We start from the raw sequence: 19,252 nt of genomic DNA, 5'->3' as shown, positions 1-19,252 counted from the left end.
TGTCATTCTTTTTTTGAACTTCTTTGACAGCGCTTACATATATAGGATAAACTAATTATGTATAGAAAAATGATTAAAGAATGAGGTACTATTATGCATTACCATAAAATTAATTCTAATGATTTACAAAATCTGAGTTCTTTTATCACTGATAAAGAACGTTTTATAACTAATCCAACTAGTCATTGGGATCATGATCAGTTTAAAACTGTTAAAGCGATGCCTGATTTAGTTATACAACCGATTACTAATGAAGAGGTTCAAAAAGTTGTTAAGTACGCAAGTGATAATCATATTCCACTTGTAGCGCGTGGTAATTCGACAGGTCTTATGGGAGCTAATTTAACTGTCAAAGGTGGCATTAGCTTAGATATGATTAAGATGAATAAGGTGATTGAATATGAACCAGAAAGTTTAACAATGACGGTTCAAGCCGGAATTCGTCTAAAAGATATTGAGGAATTTTTAGCTGATAAGCCATTTACTTATATGCCGGCTCCTGCTATGCACTGGGCAGCTATTGGTGGGAACGTTGATACTAATGCTGGTGGATTAAAAGCAATTAAATATGGCGTTACAAGAGAGCATATTAGAAAGTTATCTGTAGTTTTAACTGATGGGAGATTATACAAGTTTGGTACTAAGGCAGTTAAATCTGCCTCGGGATACTCATTAAAAGATTTAATTATTGGCTCTGAAGGAACTTTGGGTGTAGTCACTGAAGTAACTTTAAGACTTTATCCACGCCCAAAGAAATCAATCAATGCAATAATTCCGTTTCCAAATTTAGATAGTGCTATTAAATCCGTCCCTGCAATTTTAGCTTCTGGAGTTGTACCTACGACAGTTGAGTTTATGGGACGCAAAGTAATAAACCTTTGGGAAAAGTATTATAATGAAAAATTCCCTATTGAAACTGGTAATGGCTTTATCATATTAGGCCTTGACGCATTTACAGATGACGAGCTAAAGGCCGAATTACAGCAAGCTTTAGCAGTAACAAAGCCATTTAATGCTGAAAAAGCAGTTATTTTAGATGCTGACTCTGCAAAAGCTAAGAAGATTTGGGAATGTCGTGAAGCACTCTTATTAGCAATTCAAAAATCAACACCAAAAATGGATGAAATAGATATTTGCGTACCAATTAACAAAATTCCTGAAGTATTACATCGTGTAGATGAGCTTGAAGAAGATACTGGCATGCGAATTCCTAATTTTGGTCATGCAGGAGATGGTAATTTACATATCTATCTGTGTTCAGATAATTTGTCTGATGAAGAATATAAAGAAAAAAGTAAGTATATAATTAGTGAATTGTATAAGACAGCTAAAGCTTTAGACGGTAATATGTCTGGTGAACATGGAATAGGTTACGCTAGAAAAGACTGGTTTGAAGATTATTATGGTCAAGACTATACAGATTTATTGAGAAAGTTAAAAAAGGTCTTTGATCCAAATAGTGTTATTAATCCCGATAAAATTTTCCCACTTGAATAGAAACAAAAAACTGCGGAACACAATCCGCAGTTTTTGTTTGTCATTATTTGTCATTTAACATGTATTGACGAGTCATAGGTAGGTTTTTGCCTGATGGACCCTTAGTTAATAGATATTGAATAACATCAATATTTCCTGATTGGAAACTTGCCGCACATGCTTGCAGGTACATATCCCACATTCTAGCAAATCTTTCTCCCATCATACCTTCAACTTTTGGACGAGCTTCATTAAAGTTCTTATCCCAAAGTTCGAGAGTTCTTTGGTAGTGACGACGAAGCATTTCCATATCAGTAATTTGTAAGTTAGCTTCTTCAATTCGAGAAACAATCTCAACTAAACCAGGGATGTAGCCGCCTGGGAAAATGTATTTGTTAATCCAGGCATTAGTTGCACCACCTTGCTGGCGAGTAATTCCGTGAATTAAAGCAACTCCGTCAATTTTAAGATATTTAGCAACATCTTTGAAATATTCACCTAAGTTTTCGCTTCCAACGTGTTCAAACATCCCGACTGAGGTTACATAATCAAATTGACGATCACCTAACTCGCGATAATCCTCAAGTAAGACCTCAGCTTGGTCTTGTAGACCCATATCTTTAATTTTCTTAGTTACTAATTCATATTGTTCTCTACTTAAAGTAACTCCAGTAACCTTTAAATTGTATTCTTTAGCAGCTGTTAACATTAAAGTTCCCCAGCCACAGCCGATATCAAGTAAAGTTTTGCCTTTTTCAGGATTTAACTTTTGCAAGATGTGATGAACTTTGGCAATTTGTGCGGCTTCTAGGTCGTCGTTATTTCCATTGGTAAAATAGGCACAGGAATAAGTCATGGTTGGATCTAACCATAAACGATAAAAGTCATTACCAATATCGTAGTGGCTTTGAACGTCTTCTTGACTTTGCTTTTCAGTATGTTTTTGTTTAGGTAAAAACTTTCTGAATTTTGAGGCTCTCATGAAAGAGCCCGCGTTTTCGTAAGCCGATTCAATTAACTTTTGAATACTTCCTCTGATTTCAAGATCTTTATTCATATAAGCTTCCCCTAAAGCAAGAGAAGCGTTATTAGTGATGTCTGAGAAAGGAATCTTTTTGTTAAAAATAACCTCGACTTCTGGTGTCCCATTGCCGTAAACTTCAGATTTACCATCCCAATAGGTAACTTTTACGGGGATATTGAATGAATGGCTCAGCATCATTTTGTATAAAGGTTTTTCTAACATTATTTTCTACTCCTTAAATATGTTTTGACACTTAATTTTAACACTATTAATTCAAATAACTAAAAAAGATTGTTTGAAAATAAACAATCTTTTATCTAGGAATGTATTTAAATGTCGGATCTTGTTCTTTGTCGATTTTGTCCCATGCTTTTTCTAATTCCTTGTAAAGACCTGCTACAGTATCTTTGTCAACTTTAGTTGATCGAGCAATAGTGATTGGGTCACCGAAACAGACATTTAAAGGTTTTCTTTTTAATAGCCCTTTAAAGGTTAAGGGGCCTTGATAAACAACTGGGACTAATGGCTTATTTGCCATTTTTGCGATTACAAAGGCGCCGCTTTTTAATTCTTCAGAATGTCTTGTTCCAGAAGGAAAGATAATTAATGATAAATCTGTTTTTCTTAATCCTTTGACTGGAATTTTGATAGCTGAAGGACCAGGATTATCACGATCTACTGCAAAAGCATGCGCATGATTTAAAATAAAACGTAAAATTGGATTTTTAAAAAGCTCTTTTTTGGCCATGAACATAAATTCCATTGGACTAGCTGCTAGTGCAAATAAAATAGGTTCCCACCAAGTTCTGTGAGGAGCTACTAAAACGTAATTCCCCTTAGGTAAACGATCTTTATGGTGGACATGCAGGTGTCCATTTAAAACCCAGACAACAAAACGAGCAATCGGACGTATTATTTTATAAAACATAAAATTCCTCCACTAATAATGTACAATATTATACAGCATTAAAAATATAAAGGGGAGCTGTTTTTAAATGGCAGTCTTAAAAGATAACGAACGAATTGACTACATTTATAGTAATGATCGGCAAATAATCCAGGCTAAAGATTCTTTTAGTGTGACTTTGGACAGTATATTTTTAGCTTATTTTGCTCAAAAAAAGGCACATGATAATTATAAAATAGTGGATCTATGTAGTGGTAATGGGGCAGTGAGTTTATATATGTCTTATTTTAATCGTGCCCATTATGATTGTGTTGAAATTCAAAAAGATATTGCACATCAAGCGATTCGCAGTGTGGAATTGAATCATTTAGAAAACCGTATTGACGTGCATAATTTTAATGCTTTAAAAGCTCCTCAAAAATTAGGTAAAGATAAATATGATATGGTAGTTGTCAATCCACCTTATTTTAAAGTGCCAGAAGGGCATGTGATTAATCCAGACGAGAAAAAAGCAATCGCCCGTCATGAAATCGCAATTAATTTGGAACAAATAATTGATGTCTCCAGTCAAATGCTAAAAATGAAAGGCAAGATGTTTATGATCCACCGCCCGCAAAGGCTAGCAGAAATCATTTATTATTGTCAAAAACATGAACTAAGCCCCAAATTTATTCAACCCTTTATTTCTAAAAAAGGGCAAGATGCTAATCTGGTTCTCATTGAAGCAGTTAAAAATACTGGAAGTGATGGGTTAGTTTTAGCAAATGATATTGTGGTTCATAATGTAGATGGCAGTTTTAAAAAAAATATTAGTGAGATCATCAAAGAAACTCCTGAAAATCGAGAAAAACATTTGAATGAGGGGAAATATTATTTTTATTGTTTGAAATGTGCAGATGGTAGTTTTTATGGAGGTTTTACAAATGATCTAAAACACCGTTTGCAAATGCATAATGCTGGCAAAGGAGCTAAATACACTAAGACTCGTCGTCCGGTGAAAATGATTTATCATGAAGAATTTGATGATAAAAGATTAGCCTTAAAAAGAGAGTATTGGTTCAAACATCATAATCGTGCGTGGAAAGAGAAATTTTTAAAAGAACATAATGTGAAGTTTTGATTGCATAAAGAAATAAATATTGCTACAATATCAAAGTGTGCGTTTTGCACATATAATATAAATCACATCAAGAGCGATTAAAGTTTCGGTGCCTACATGGTCTAACTTTAATTTGACCTCTTGAGAGGAATTAACCATTAGGAGGAATTTATTTATGTCAGTTGTTACTATGAAGCAATTGCTTGAAGCAGGTGTCCACTTCGGTCACCAAACTAGAAGATGGGATCCAAAGATGGCTCCTTACATCTTTACTCAAAGAAACGGAATCTACATCATTGATTTACAAAAGACTATCAAGATGTTAGATGATGCTTACAACTACACTAAGGCAGTTGCTGCTGACGGTGGCGTATTCTTGTTTGTTGGTACTAAGAAACAAGCTCAAGACGCTATTAAAGAAGAAGCTACACGTGCAGGCCAATACTTCGTTAACGAACGTTGGTTGGGTGGTACTCTTACTAACTGGAGCACTATTCAAAGTCGTGTTAAAAGATTAAAGCAATTAAAGCAAATGTCAGAAGATGGTACTTTTGACGTATTGCCAAAGAAAGAAGTTGCAGTCTTAACTAAGGAAATGGACAAACTTGAAAGATTCTTAGGTGGTATTGAAGATATGCCAAGAATCCCAGATGTTATGTTTGTTGTTGATCCTAAGAAGGAAAAGATTGCTGTTCACGAAGCAAACATTTTAGGTATTCCAGTTGTCGCAATGGTTGACACTAATACTGATCCAGATCCTATTGATGTTATTATCCCTTCAAATGATGATGCTATCCGTGCTATCCGCTTGATCGCAGGTGCCATGGCTGACGCTATCATCGAAGGTAAGCAAGGTCAAGACGATGAAAAGTCAGTAGAAAAGGAAATGGCTGATAAGGCTGCTGAAAATGAAGATGGCGAAAAGTCAATGGAAGAAGTAGCTGAAGAAGCAGAAGATCAAGACTAATTTGTTAAAAACTGGTAGTTCTGTAGGAGGACATATTAATGGCACAAATTACTGCTAAATTAGTTAAGGAATTACGTGAACGCACTGGTGCTGGCGTTATGGACGCTAAAAAGGCATTGGTAGAAGTTGACGGTGATATGGACAAGGCAGTTCAATTCCTTCGCGATAAAGGTATGGCAAAGGCAGCTAAGAAAGCTGACCGTGTTGCAGCCGAAGGTTTAACTGGTGTTTATGTTGATGGCAATACCGCTGCTATTACTGAAGTTAACTCAGAAACTGACTTCGTTTCTTCAAACGAAAAGTTTGTTAACTTAGTAAAGAAAGCTACTGAAACTATTGCAGAAGGTAAGCCAGCTGACATGGAAGCAGCTGAAGCATTAAAGACTGATGACGGTTCAACTTTAGGCCAAGAATTTGTTGATGCAACTGCTACTATCGGTGAAAAGATCGTTTTACGTCGTTTCGCTTTAGAAGAAAAGACTGATGATCAAGAATTTGGTGCTTACCAACATAATGGTGGTCAAATCGGTGTTATCACTGTTTTAGAAGGTGCAGATGCAGCTACTGCTAAGCACTTAGCTATGCATATCGCTGCAATGGCACCAAAAGTAATCTCACCAGACGAATTAGATGACGAATTCATTACTGAACAATTAGCTGTAATGAATCATAAGATTGATCAAGATAACGAAAGTCGTGCATTGGTTAACAAGAAGCCTTTACCACATCTTGTTTATGGTTCTGCAAAGCAATTAACTGATGATATTTTGGCTAAAGCTGAAGAAGATATCAAGGCAGAACTTAAAGAAGAAGGTAAGCCTGAAAAGATTTGGGACAAGATCATCCCAGGTAAGATGCAACGCTTTATTGATGATAACACTCAAGTTGATAAGAACTTTGCAGTTTTATCACAAAACTACATCATGGACGACAGCAAGACTGTTGGCGAATTTTTAAAGGAAAACGGTGCAAAGCTTGTTGCCTTTAAACGTTACGAAGTCGGCGAAGGAATCGAAAAGAAAGAAGAAGATTTCGCAGCTGAAGTTCGTGAACAAATGAAATAATCTTTTAAAGATTTAGAAAAGGAGGAGTATTTTTTTAATGCTACTCCTTTTCTTTTTCCCTTATTTACTATTGTTTATGGTAAAATGATAAAAGCTATAGAGGAGGACAATCATGAGTCAAGTTAAGTACAAACGCATAATTTTAAAAGTATCCGGCGAAGCACTTGCCGGCTCACAAGGAACTGGTATTGATCCTAAAGTTATTAGCCATTTAGCTGCCGAAATCAAGAGTGTCCATGATATGGGCGTTGAGATTGGTATCGTCTGTGGTGGTGGTAACATGTGGCGCGGTGAAACTGGTGCCAAATTAGGTATGGAAAGAGCACAAGCAGACTATATGGGGATGCTTGCTACAATTATGAATGGTTTAGCTCTTCAAGATGGATTAGAAAACTTAGGTGTACCAACCAGAGTTCAAACATCTATCGAAATGAGACAAATTGCTGAACCTTATATCCGTCGTAAGGCTATGCGTCACCTTGAAAAAGGTCGTGTGGTTATTTTCGGCGGAGGAACTGGTAATCCTTACTTTTCAACTGATACCACTGCTGCATTAAGAGCTGCTGAAATTGGCGCAGATGTGATCTTAATGGCTAAAAATGGAGTAGATGGTGTATATTCAGCTGACCCTAAAGTTGATCCAGAAGCAACTAAATTCTCCGAATTAACTCAATTAGACTTAATCGCTAAAAACCTCAAAGTTATGGATCGAACTGCTAGTTCACTTTCTATGGACAATAACATTCCTTTGGTTGTCTTTAATGTTAATAAGCCTGGCAACATCAAGAAGGTTGTTGAAGGTGAAAATATTGGTACTGTGATAAAGGGTGGTAAATAATGGCTAACGAAGTTATTGATAAAGCAAAAAGCAACATGGATAAATCTATCGCTGTTTTTCAAAAAGATTTAGGCGGTATTCGTGCAGGTGTTGCAAATGCTAGTTTATTAGATGGTATTAATGTGAATTATTATGGAGCGCCAACTCCATTGAATCAAATGGCAAGTATTTCAATTCCAGAAGCAAGAGTATTAATGATTACTCCTTACGACAAATCTAGTTTGGATGATATTGAGCATGCAATCTTAGCTTCAGACTTGGGAATTACTCCTGCAAATGATGGTACAGTTGTCAGAATTGTAATTCCACAATTGACTGGTGAACGTCGTCAAGAAATTGCTAAACAAGTTGGAAAATTAGCTGAACAAGCTAAAATTGCTATCAGAAATGTTCGTCGTGATGCAATGGATACTTTAAAGCGTCAAGAAAAAGACGGCGATATTACTGAAGATGAACAAAGAAGCTTGGAAAAGCAAGTTCAAAAAGTAACTGATGATTCTACAAAGAAAGTAGATCAATTAGCTGACGAAAAGAGCAAAGAAATTACTCAAGGCTAGGGAAGATAGAAATGGGTAATGATAATAAGCCTTTAAATCATCTAGCAATAATTATGGACGGTAATGGTCGATGGGCTAAAAAACGACATTTGCCACGTTTTATGGGACATCGACAGGGTATGGACAACATCAGAAAAATAGCTTTGGAAGCTAATCGATTAGGCATCAAGGTTTTAACTTTGTATGCCTTTTCAACTGAAAATTGGGCTCGTCCAAGTGATGAGGTTAATTATCTTATGAGACTTCCAATAGATTTTTTTGATAAATTTATGCCCGAATTACAAGAAAACAACGTCCGAGTTAACATCATGGGCTTTAGTGATAACTTGCCGGAAAAAACTTATGAAGTCACTCAAAAAGCAATAAAACAAACTGCTTCAAACACAGGTATGGTTCTTAATTTTGCTTTTAACTATGGATCTAGAGCTGAAATTGTCAATGCTGTTCAAAAGATAGCAAAAAAAGTTCAAGATGGTGAAATTAATGCAAGTCAAATTGATGAACAAATGGTTTCAGATAATTTATTAACTGAAAATTTGAAGCCATATACTGATCCTGACTTATTAATTAGAACCTCTGGAGAAGAACGCCTTTCCAATTTTATGTTATGGCAATTAGCTTATAGTGAATTCGAGTTTACAGACAAATTCTGGCCTGATTTTACTGTAGATGATTTAGATAAAATGATAGCAGATTATCAAAAACGTGAAAGACGTTTTGGTAAAGTTTAGTTTAGATTTATAAAAAGAATTTATTTGATAATTATATGAAACAACGTGTTATAACTGCGATAGTAGCATTAATTTTATTCATTCCTATTGTTTTAGCAGGCGGAATTTGGATTGACCTTCTTACATGTTTATTTACAGCAGTAGGTATTAGCGAAATTTTTATTATGAAGAAGCAGATAATCGTTTCTTGGGACTTTATTTTTACGCTCTTGGCAGCATTAACAATTACAGTTCCAAATGCTTTCTTCAATTTCTTACCTAAATTTTTGAATAGGTATGATATATTCTACATTTTTGTAATGTTACTACTTGTGAGAACGGTTTTATCCAAAAATAGAGTTACATTTGATGATGCAGGTGTTTACACTATAGCCGCTTTATATATTGGAACTGGTTTTCACTATATGTCAGCGATCAGAAATGTCCATGATGGCTACGGATTAGCAATCTTGTGCTATGTATTTGTAGTTGTTTGGGCAACTGATATTGGAGCTTATATGATTGGTAGAAAAATTGGTAAACATAAATTATGGCCTGTAATTAGTCCCAATAAGACATGGGAAGGTTCAATCGGTGCAGTAATTTGTGCTTTAGTATTTTCTGCGATTTATGTTTTCTTAGTTCCAACTGGAAGAAACAATGGAATGATGATTTTACTTGCCTTCTTCTTGTCAATTGTTGGTCAAATGGGAGACTTAGTAGAGTCAGCTTATAAGCGTTTCTACGGAGTAAAAGATTCTGGTAAAATTTTGCCAGGTCATGGCGGGATCTTAGATCGCTTTGATAGTATGCTCTTAGTCTTACCAGTAGTAGCATTTATGGGAATTTTATAGGGAGCCAGTAGATGAAAGGAATCTTAATTTTTCTTGTCGTCTTTGGAATTTTAGTATTTGTCCATGAATTTGGACACTTTATTGTCGCTAAAAAAAGTGGAATTCTTGTTAGAGAATTCTCCATTGGTATGGGGCCTAAACTTTTTCAGACAATGAGAAAGCAGACGACTTATACTATTCGTTGGCTGCCTTTAGGTGGTTATGTTCGTTTGGCTGGGCCTGATGATAGTGCCGTTATCGAGCCAGGTACAACAGTTGTTGTACAATTAGATGATCAAGATAAAGTTAAACGAATTGATGCATCAGGTTCTCAGATGCCAATTGAAGGTATCCCTGTTCAAGTAAGTAAAAGTGATTTAGTCGATGATTTAATCATTGAAGGTTTTAAAAATGGGGAAGAAGATCAGCCGGTTACTTATCATGTAGAGCATGATGCAACAATTATTGAAAAAAATGGTACTGAACTGCTAATTGCTCCACGTGATACGCAATTTCAAGAAGCCAGCGTTGGTAAAAAGTTAGCTACTAACTTTGCTGGACCTTTTATGAATATTTTACTTGGTTTTGTAGTCTTCTTTATCTGGTCTTTAGCAAGTGTTGGACCTGCTACAACTACAGTAGGATCAACCATTCATAATGATCCAGCTCAAGTTGCGGGTATCAAAGCCGGTGATAAGATTGTCGCGATTGATAATCACAAGATTACCAATTTTGAACAAATCGCAAGTGAATTAGCTCAATCAAAAGGTAGAGAAGTTAAAGTTACTGTTGAAAGAGATCACCATGAAAAGAACTTTTTGATAAAACCCAAAACAAGAAAAATAGAAGGACAAAAAGTATACCAACTTGGTTTTTATGGCAAACCCGATAATTCCATTGGAGTCAAACTTTCTCGCGGCTGGAATACTAGTGTTCAAACTACTGGTATGATCTTTACTGCAGTAGGTAATTTATTTAGACATTTTAGTTTGAATAAACTTTCTGGGCCAGTTGGAATTTATTCACAAACTGTACAAGTTTCTAACATGGGCTTTACTTATCTTTTAGCCTTCTTAGCAATGATTTCAATCAACTTGGGTATTGTTAACTTGATTCCAATTCCCGGTTTAGATGGTGGTAAATTGTTATTGAATCTGATCCAACTAATCATTGGAAGACCAATTCCAGAAGATAAAGAAGCTATGGTAGATGTTGCAGGATTTGTAATTTTGTTACTTCTAATTATTGCAGTTACTGGAAATGATATTTATAGATATTTTATTAAATAGTTAATATTAATTTGGAGGAAAAATGCGTCAATCAAAATTTTTTATGCCAACCTTGAAAGAAGCACCTGCAGATGCAGTTGCTGAAAGTCATAAGTTGATGATTCGTGGAGGATATATTCGTCAGGTTACGGCTGGTGTTTATGCATATTTACCGTTAGGTTATCGTGTTTTACGAAAAGCCGAAAACATTATTGAACAAGAAATGGAAAACATTAATGTTCCTGAAATGATTATGCCTCACTTATTGCCTGCAACTTTATGGCAAGAGTCTGGTCGTTATAAGAAATATGGCGCTGAAATGTTCAAATTAAACGATCGTCATGGACGTGAAAGTTTACTTGGACCAACTCATGAAGAAACCTTTACCGAAATCGTAGCCAAGAACCTCAAGAGTTACAAGCAAATGCCGCTTGCTTTGTATCAAATTCAGACTAAGTTCCGTGATGAAAACCGTCCTCGCTTCGGACTTCTACGTGGTCGTGAATTTGTAATGCTTGATGGTTACAGTTTTGCTGCAACGCGTGAACAATTAGACCAACAATTCGATGATCAAAAGAGTGCATACTTCAAGATTTTTAGTCGAGCAGGTGTGACTGTTCACCCAGTTATCGCTGATTCAGGTACAATGGGTGGGAAAAACTCGACAGAATTTCAAGCTCCAGCTGCAATCGGTGAAGATACTATTGCTACTAATGAAAAAGGTACCTATGCAGCTAACCTTGAAATGGCCAAAAGTATTGATACTTTCAAACAAGATCCAGAAGATCCAAAAGAATTACATAAAGTTGCTACTCCAGGCTGTGATAGCATTGAAAAACTTACAAAGTTTTTAGATGTCCCGGCAACTCGAATTGTAAAAAGTATTCTTTACATCGCAGATGATCAAAAAGTATTGGTCTTAATCCGTGCTGATAAACAAATTAACGAAGTTAAATTAGGCCACCTTTTAGATGCCGATGAAGTTCGTGAAGCAAATACCGATGATTTAGAAAAAATTACAGGTAGCGCTAAAGGCGGAGTGGGTCCGGTTAATGCAGATTGGGCAGATAAGATTGTCGCTGATGAGACTGTAAAGAATTTATACAATGTAGTTGTTGGTGCTGGTGAAACTGATTATCAATATGAAAATGCCAACTTAGATCGTGATTTCAAGGTAGATGAATTTGCTGATCTGCGTACTGCTAATGAAGGCGAACCAGACCCTGTAGATCATTTGCCATTGAAGTTTACAACTTCTATTGAAGTAGGACATATTTTCAAACTTGGAACTTACTATACAAAAACAATGGGAGCTGATTTCCTAGATCAAAATGGAAAAGCTCAACCTGTTATTATGGGATCATATGGTATTGGTGTTACTAGAATGCTTTCTGCAGCTGTTGAACAACACTTAACAGAAAATGGTGTTGCTTGGCCAAAAGAAATTGCACCATTTACTATTCATTTAATTCAAATGAAAATGAAAGATGAAGTACAAACAGAGCTTGCCGAAAAACTTGAAAAAGAACTTTCAGCTAAGTATGATGTTTTGTATGACGACAGAAATGAACGTCCAGGAGTTAAGTTCAATGATGCCGACTTAGTTGGTGCACCAATTAGAATCACAATTGGACGTGATGCAAAAGAAAATATTGTGGAAGTTAAGCAGCCAACTGATGAAAAGGCAGAAAAGATTTCTGTAGATCAATTGGCAGCTTATATTAGTGAGAAGTTAGGATAATTTTTCGTGACTAAGAAGAACGATCTTTTCTTACAATTACTCGAACAAGTTAAATTTCCTGATAGTTTTGCAGATAATGATAATTTGCAAAAAGGTGAAATTGAAAACGTGGACGTATATGCTCGTGAGCGTAGATGGAAAATCCACGTTTTTTTTGACACACCATTAGATTTTGCAACTTATCAAGCGTTAGCAGAAGCTATTGATAAAAATTTCAATCCTTTTGTAGACGTAGAGCTGGAAGTTAAAACAGCTGACGGCAATGCAAAGCATTTGCCGGATTATTGGAAGTTTGTTGTTCAGAATTCTAAGAAATTACAACCCGTAGTTAGAGAATTTTTACAAGGTCAAACCCCTTATTTTGAAAAAGATATGTGGTTGATTCCTGCTCAAAATAAGGTAGTTGACGGTTTGATTAATGAACAAGTTTTAGCAAATTTGAACGAAGAGTTCAGAAAATATGGATTTTTTAATATCAAATTCACTACTAAGCTTGATGAAAGTAATATCGATGAAAACTTCAAGAGTCTACAGCAGCAACAAGCTGAACATGAATCTGCTATGCAGGCTTTTTATGAGCAAAACCCTCCTGAACCTAAGCCTAAAAAGAGTAATAATACTCGCACAAGCAGGTTTGGAAACGGTAAGATAAATGAAAAAGCTCAGTTTATCCAAATGAAAGATATTGAAGATGGAACTAGCAATGTTGTAATTGAAGGGCAGATTTTTGCGACTGAATTGAAAGAGCTCAAATCAGGAAAAGCAATCTGGACAGGTGAAATTACTGACTACACTGATTCAATTGGATTTAAGAAGTTTGTTTCGGATAAAGATGAAATTGACTACTTAAAATCCATTAAACCTGGTGTTTGGGCGCGAATGCAGGGATTTGCTGCAGATGATCAATGGCAACATGATGTAGTATTTAATATCCGTAATATGGAATTAGTTGAACATAAGGGACGACAAGAAACTTATGAAGGTGAGAAAAAACGTGTAGAGTTACATCTTCATACTAATATGTCTCAACTTGATGCAACCAATCCACCTACAGATTTTATAAAAGCAGCTAAAAAGTTTGGTCAAAAAGCAATTGCAATTACTGACCATGCTGATGTTCAATCATTTCCGGAAGCATATCATACCGGTAAAAGCCAAGAGATGAAGATCTTATATGGTTATGAAGCTAATACCATTGATGACCACGCTTTACTTGTATTAAATCCTACTGAGATGGATTATCGTGATCGAGAATATGTCATTTTTGATGTGGAAACTACCGGACTTTCATCGGTTTATGACACAATAATCGAAATCGGAGCAGTTAAAATGAAAAATGGGGAGGTAATTGAACGTTTTGATAAGTTCATTAATCCTCATCATCCTTTAAGTGATACTACGATTAATTTAACTTCAATTACCGATGAGATGGTTAGCAAAGCTGATGATGAAGCGGTCGTTATTAAGCAATTCAAAGATTTTTATGGTGACCGTCCATTATGTGGTCACAATGTTCAATTTGATGTTGGTTTTGTAAATGCAGCCTTACGTCGTGCTGACTTAGATGAAATTACTCAACCAGTCGTAGATACACTGGAGGTTTCACGTCTGCTTCATCCAGAACAAACTCGTCACACTTTGGATTCGTTGGCTAAAAAATATAATGTTGTTTTAGAGCACCACCATAGAGCTAATCAAGATGCCGAAGCAACTGGATACCTAATGTTTAAGTTGCTCGATGCATTTTATGATCGCTTTGGCGAAGCTGATCTTGGAAAAATGAATGATTATGCAAAATATGGTCAAGTGTATAAACGTGCACGTCCTCATCATATGACTGTCTTAGCTTTGAACCAAGAAGGTTTGAAGAATATGTATAAGTTGGTCTCTCTTGCATCGACCAAATATTTTTATCGCGTACCAAGAACGCCGCTATCTGAGTTAAGAAAATATCATAAAGGACTTTTGTTTGGTTCAGGCTGTTGGCAGGGTGAAGTCTTTATTTCTATGATGCAAAAAGGATATGATGAAGCTCGCGAAAAAGCAAAATTCTATGACTTTTTAGAAGTTCAACCTCCGGCAAATTATCAAACTTTAATTGATGATCATTTAATTAGTGATGAAGATGAATTGCATGAAATTATTTCCAATATTTATAAATTGGGTAAAGAACTTGGAAAGCCCGTCGTAGCAACGGGTGATAGTCATTATGTGGAACCACATGAAGCAATTTATCGTAAGATCTTGTTGGCTGCTCAAAAGGCAAATCCAGATCGTAATAAGGCTCTTCCTGATCTTCATTTTTATACCACACAAGAGATGCTCGATGCTTTTGATTTTTTAGGCGAAGATATTGCAAAAGAGATTGTAATAGATAATACTAATAAGATTGCTGATCAAATAGATGAAATTGCTCCAATTAAGTCCGGTCTATATCCACCTCATATTGCGGATGCTGATCAAGAAATGAAGGATTTGACTTACAACAAGGCCTATGAACTATATGGTAAGCCACTTCCGAAAATCGTAAAAGATCGTATTGATCTTGAATTAAATTCAATCATCTCCAATGGATATGCTGTTATTTATTTGATTTCTCAAAGACTAGTGGCTAAATCTAATAAAGATGGTTATCTGGTAGGTTCACGTGGATCTGTGGGTTCAAGTTTAGTTGCGACAATGTCCGGAATTACCGAGGTTAATCCGCTTGCGCCGCATTATCGCTGTCCAAAATGTAAATATTCCCATTTTTATGAAAATGGGGAATATGGATCTGGTTTTGACTTGCCAGACAAAGAATGTCCAAAATGTGGTGCGCAGCTTGTTAAAGATGGTCAAGATATTCCATTTGCCACTTTCTTAGGATTTCACGGCGACAAGGTTCCTGATATCGATTTGAACTTCTCTGGAGATTATCAACCAGTTGCCCATAACTATATTCGAGTAATGTTTGGACCAGATAATTCTTATCGTGCTGGAACAATTGCCACAGTTGCGGATAAAACTGCTTTTGGATATGTTAAACATTATGAAGAAGAAAAAGAACTTCATTTAAGAAATGCCGAACTAGATCGTTTAGCTGCAGGTGCTAGTGGAGTTAAGAGAACTACAGGCCAACACCCGGCCGGAATCGTTGTGGTTCCAGATGATATGGATATTTATGATTTTACTCCTGTACAATATCCAGCGGATGATTTAAATGCCGCCTGGCTGACGACCCACTTTGATTTCCATTCAATCCACGATAACATTCTGAAGTTTGATATCTTAGGCCATGATGATCCGACGATGATCAGAATGCTTCAAGATCTATCAGGAATTGATCCTTTGACTATTCCTCCAGATGATCCGGGGGTTATGTCTTTATTTGCAAGTCCTGATATTTTAGGAGTTACTCCAGATCAAATCCAGTCTCAAACTGGAACTTTAGGAGTTCCGGAATTTGGTACTCGTTTTGTTCGTGGTATGCTTGAAGAAACCAAGCCAAATACTTTTTCTGAATTACTTCAAATTTCAGGCCTATCCCATGGTACTGACGTATGGTTGGGGAATGCTGAAGATTTAGTTAATAATGGCACTTGTAAGTTAAAGGACGTTATCGGATGTCGTGATAACATCATGATGGACTTGATTCACTGGGGTGTAAAGCCAGAAGTTGCCTTTTCTACGATGGAATCAGTACGTCATGGTCGTGGAATCAGCGACGATGATATGGCAGTTTTGAAGAAAAATGATAATATACCTGATTGGTATATTCCTTCATGTCTCAAGATTAAATACATGTTCCCGAAAGCCCACGCTACGGCCTATATCTTAATGGCTTTACGAATTGCCTGGTTCAAGGTATATTATCCAGTGATTTATTACACTGCTTACTTTTCTGTACGTGCTGATTTATTTGACTTAGTTGCTATGAGTCATGGTAAAAACACAGTTAAAGCAGCAATGAAAGAAATCCAAGATAAAGGGATGGATGTCAGTGCAAAAGATAAATCATTGCTTACTGTTTTAGAAATTGCTAATGAATGTTTAGAACGCGGCATAAAGATCAAAATGGTCGATGTTAACGAATCTGAAGCAATGGACTTTAAGATTTTGGATGAACACACAATCTTAGCTCCATTTAATGCTGTTCCGGGTTTAGGTGATAACGCTGCAAAACAAATAGTAGCAGCTCGGGCTGAACAGCAATTTTTATCAAAAGAAGATTTAGCAAAACGTGGTAAGGTATCCCAGACGATTATGGAATATTTCGAAAACAATGGTGTTTTGGAAGGAATGCCCGATCAAAATCAATTGTCTTTGTTTTAAGATATATTTTACAAAAGTCAATAAATATGCTATTCTAGAGACGAAGTTCGAATAGCAAATTCGAGTGAGCAGTAATGCTCACTCTTTTTATTACGGAGGAAGAAGTTTGTCAAAAGTTACTGAAATGGTTACTAAGTTAGTTGAACCTTTAGCACAAGAACGCGGCGATGAGGTTGTCGACGTTGAATATGTTAAAGAAAAAGCTCAATACTACTTGCGTATTTACGTAGATCGTCGCCCAAGTGGTATTGATATTGAAGAAATTGCTGAATTAAGTGACATCGTTTCTGAAAAACTAGATGAATTGGATCCCGATCCATTTCCAGATCCTTATGTTCTTGAATTGTCATCTCCTGGACTTGAGAGACCAATTAAGAAAGAAAAGGATTGGAAAAATGCGGTTGATTCTTATATCCATGTTGGACTTTATAAAAATCTTGATGGTAGTAAAATCTACGAAGGTTTTTTAAGACAACTAGATGAGGATGAAATAACTTTAGAAATTAAAGTTAAAACTCGCACTAAAGAAGTCAAGATCCCTCGTAATGTGATTGCTAATGCTCGATTTGCAGTCGAGTTTTAGAAAGGATGATCAAAAACTTATGACTAAAGAAATGGTAGAAGCCTTTGCTACTTTAGAAAAAGAAAAAGGCATTAAGCAAGATGTCATTGTTGATGCAATAAAGGCCGCTTTGGTTGCAGCATACAAGAAAAATTATAATCAAGCACAAAATGTGGAAGTTGTTTTTGATGAAAAGAAAGGCAATTTCAAAGTTAACGCTATTAAGACTGTGGTTGATGAAGTTCAAGATAGTCGCTTGGAAGTTAGCTTAAAAGATGCTCTTGAAATCAATAAAGCTTATGAAGTAGGCGATGAAATCAAATTTGAAGTTACTCCAAAAAACTTTGGTCGTCTTGCCGCTCAAACTGCAAAACAAGTAATTATGCAACGTCTTCGTGAAGCAGAAAGAAATCACATTATTGACGAATATTCTCAATATCAAGACGAAATTGTTACTGGTACTGTTGAAAGACAGGATAATCGTTTTGTTTATGTCACTATTGGTAATGTTGAAGCCGTTATGCCTCACAATGATCAATTACCTGGGGAAGTTTACAATCCTCAAGATAAGATCCGCGTTTTAGTAACACGTGTAGGTTCTGATGCTAAAGGTGCTCAAATCACAGTTTCACGTACTGCTCCAGGCCTTGTTAAACGCTTATTTGAGCAGGAAGTTCCTGAAGTTTATGATGGAACTGTAGAAATTGTTTCTATTGCACGTGAAGCCGGCGATCGTACCAAGATTGCAGTGAAAAGCAACGATCCTGATGTCGATCCAGTCGGCACTTTAGTTGGACCAAAAGGTTCAAGAGTTCAAAATATCGTTAATGAACTTGGTGGAGAAAATATTGATATCGTTAAATATGAAGATGATCCATCTGATTATATTGCTAATGCTTTGAATCCTGCAGAAGTTATTGCAGTTCAATTCGGCGATAATGAAGAAGACAGTAAAGATGCTTTAGTTATTGTGCCCGATTATCAATTGTCACTTGCAATCGGTAAGAAGGGGCAGAATGTACGTTTAGCTGCTCGTTTAACTGGGTATAAGATCGATATTAAACCTGAATCACAAGTTGAATTCGTTGATGAATCTGATGAGGACTCAGAACCTGAAGCCGAAAACACTGAAAGTCAAGTTTCTGATAATAATGAAACGCAAACAGCTGATGATGCTACTTTAGAAGATAGCCACGATTTTAACAATGGCGAAGATGTTGATTCTCAATTAGATGATGATGCAGACAAGAATGAAGAATAAGGATTAGGTGATTTTCTTTGAAAAAAAGAAAAATTCCAATGCGTAAGGATCTTTTAACAAACACAATGATGCCCAAAAAAGAATTAGTGCGGATTGTGATTGATAAAGATAAAAACGTCAGCGTTGATCCGACTGGAAAAAAGTCAGGTCGAGGCGCTTATGTTTCTTTAATTCCTGAAAAAATTGAAGAAGCACAAAAAAATCGTGTTTTAGAAAAAAGCCTCAGTGCTAAGATTTCCGAGGATTTTTATAAAGATCTTTATGCTTATGTTGACCACCAAAAAGCAAGAAAAGAATTGTTTGGTGATAAGTAATTTTGAATAACAAATTAAAAATTTTGAATTTTTTAGGTTTAATTCAAAGAGCTGGTAAGTTAGTGAGCGGTGCTGATGCTGTTAGTTTAGCAATTAAGGCACATCAAGCTAAAGTAGTTATTTTAACCAGTGATGCCAGTGAAAATACTGTAGATAAAGTTCAATCTTTAGTAAAACACGATAGTAAACTAATACTAGTTCGTGATTTTACGAGTGCTGAATTAAGCCATGCTTTAGGAAAAAAACGTAAGTTGGTGGCAGTAACTGACTCAGGTTTTAGTCAAGCGTTAATTAACAAAATAGAAAAAGGAGAGTGATTT

General features: G+C 35.9%; 17 protein-coding genes. 15 read left to right on the top strand and 2 right to left on the bottom strand.

Annotation, left to right across the window (positions count from 1 at the left end; translation table 11 throughout):
• Positions 1-93: 93 nt before the first annotated feature.
• Positions 94-1,497, top strand: a complete 1,404-nt coding sequence (locus Q0Y70_RS01365) for an FAD-binding oxidoreductase (RefSeq protein WP_297815598.1) — start codon at positions 94-96, stop codon at positions 1,495-1,497.
• Between the two features lie 43 nt (positions 1,498-1,540).
• Here the strand turns inward: Q0Y70_RS01365 and Q0Y70_RS01360 are convergent, their stop codons facing one another.
• Together Q0Y70_RS01360 and Q0Y70_RS01355 are read right to left on the bottom strand one after the other, a co-directional pair.
• A complete protein-coding gene (locus tag Q0Y70_RS01360; protein WP_297815597.1) occupies positions 1,541-2,722 on the bottom strand; it encodes a cyclopropane-fatty-acyl-phospholipid synthase family protein in 1,182 nt (393 codons plus the stop codon).
• Positions 2,723-2,813: 91 nt separating this feature from the next.
• Positions 2,814-3,428, bottom strand: coding sequence for a 1-acyl-sn-glycerol-3-phosphate acyltransferase (locus Q0Y70_RS01355; RefSeq protein WP_297815595.1), 615 nt, complete (start codon positions 3,426-3,428; stop codon positions 2,814-2,816).
• A 67-nt stretch (positions 3,429-3,495) separates the two neighbouring features.
• Between Q0Y70_RS01355 and Q0Y70_RS01350 the strand changes: the two genes are divergently transcribed.
• The 14 genes from Q0Y70_RS01350 to Q0Y70_RS01285 all read left to right on the top strand — a co-directional run bounded on the left by Q0Y70_RS01350 (position 3,496) and on the right by Q0Y70_RS01285 (position 19,249).
• A complete protein-coding gene (locus Q0Y70_RS01350; protein ID WP_297815593.1) occupies positions 3,496-4,527 on the top strand; it encodes a GIY-YIG nuclease family protein in 1,032 nt (343 codons plus the stop codon).
• 154 nt (positions 4,528-4,681) lie between these two features.
• Positions 4,682-5,473 carry a 30S ribosomal protein S2 gene (rpsB, locus tag Q0Y70_RS01345; RefSeq protein ID WP_297815591.1) on the top strand — a complete coding sequence of 264 codons (792 nt, stop codon included), beginning with the start codon at positions 4,682-4,684 and terminating at the stop codon, positions 5,471-5,473.
• A gap of 38 nt (positions 5,474-5,511) precedes the next feature.
• Complete coding sequence (gene tsf / locus Q0Y70_RS01340) at positions 5,512-6,537, top strand: translation elongation factor Ts (protein ID WP_297815590.1); 1,026 nt, start codon at positions 5,512-5,514, stop codon at positions 6,535-6,537.
• 112 nt (positions 6,538-6,649) lie between these two features.
• Complete coding sequence (gene pyrH / locus Q0Y70_RS01335) at positions 6,650-7,375, top strand: UMP kinase (protein ID WP_297815588.1); 726 nt, start codon at positions 6,650-6,652, stop codon at positions 7,373-7,375.
• Complete coding sequence (frr, locus tag Q0Y70_RS01330) at positions 7,375-7,932, top strand: ribosome recycling factor (protein WP_297815586.1); 558 nt, start codon at positions 7,375-7,377, stop codon at positions 7,930-7,932. The genes pyrH and frr overlap by 1 nt, the downstream gene beginning before the upstream one ends.
• Before the next feature lie 11 nt (positions 7,933-7,943).
• Positions 7,944-8,663, top strand: a complete 720-nt coding sequence (locus Q0Y70_RS01325; protein WP_297815584.1) for an isoprenyl transferase — start codon at positions 7,944-7,946, stop codon at positions 8,661-8,663.
• Between the two features lie 35 nt (positions 8,664-8,698).
• Positions 8,699-9,496: a phosphatidate cytidylyltransferase gene (locus Q0Y70_RS01320; RefSeq protein WP_297815582.1), complete on the top strand. Its 798-nt coding sequence runs from the start codon at positions 8,699-8,701 to the stop codon at positions 9,494-9,496.
• 11 nt (positions 9,497-9,507) lie between these two features.
• On the top strand, positions 9,508-10,764 hold the full coding sequence (gene rseP, locus Q0Y70_RS01315; protein WP_297815580.1) for an RIP metalloprotease RseP: 1,257 nt from the start codon (positions 9,508-9,510) through the stop codon (positions 10,762-10,764).
• 22 nt (positions 10,765-10,786) lie between these two features.
• Positions 10,787-12,484, top strand: a complete 1,698-nt coding sequence (locus Q0Y70_RS01310) for a proline--tRNA ligase (RefSeq protein ID WP_297815578.1) — start codon at positions 10,787-10,789, stop codon at positions 12,482-12,484.
• A 6-nt stretch (positions 12,485-12,490) separates the two neighbouring features.
• Complete coding sequence (locus Q0Y70_RS01305; protein ID WP_297815576.1) at positions 12,491-16,795, top strand: PolC-type DNA polymerase III; 4,305 nt, start codon at positions 12,491-12,493, stop codon at positions 16,793-16,795.
• 106 nt (positions 16,796-16,901) lie between these two features.
• A complete protein-coding gene (gene rimP / locus Q0Y70_RS01300; RefSeq protein ID WP_297815574.1) occupies positions 16,902-17,378 on the top strand; it encodes a ribosome maturation factor RimP in 477 nt (158 codons plus the stop codon).
• 19 nt (positions 17,379-17,397) lie between these two features.
• On the top strand, positions 17,398-18,618 hold the full coding sequence (gene nusA / locus Q0Y70_RS01295) for a transcription termination factor NusA (RefSeq protein ID WP_297815572.1): 1,221 nt from the start codon (positions 17,398-17,400) through the stop codon (positions 18,616-18,618).
• Between the two features lie 17 nt (positions 18,619-18,635).
• A complete protein-coding gene (locus tag Q0Y70_RS01290; RefSeq protein WP_297815570.1) occupies positions 18,636-18,932 on the top strand; it encodes an RNase P modulator RnpM in 297 nt (98 codons plus the stop codon).
• A 2-nt stretch (positions 18,933-18,934) separates the two neighbouring features.
• A complete protein-coding gene (locus Q0Y70_RS01285) occupies positions 18,935-19,249 on the top strand; it encodes a ribosomal L7Ae/L30e/S12e/Gadd45 family protein (RefSeq protein ID WP_297815568.1) in 315 nt (104 codons plus the stop codon).
• Positions 19,250-19,252 lie beyond the last annotated feature (3 nt).

Source organism: uncultured Lactobacillus sp. (genome assembly GCF_947367085.1).
GTDB lineage: Bacteria > Bacillota > Bacilli > Lactobacillales > Lactobacillaceae > Lactobacillus.
Note: the sequence above shows the minus strand (reverse complement) of the source record. Positions and strands in the feature narration are given on the sequence as shown.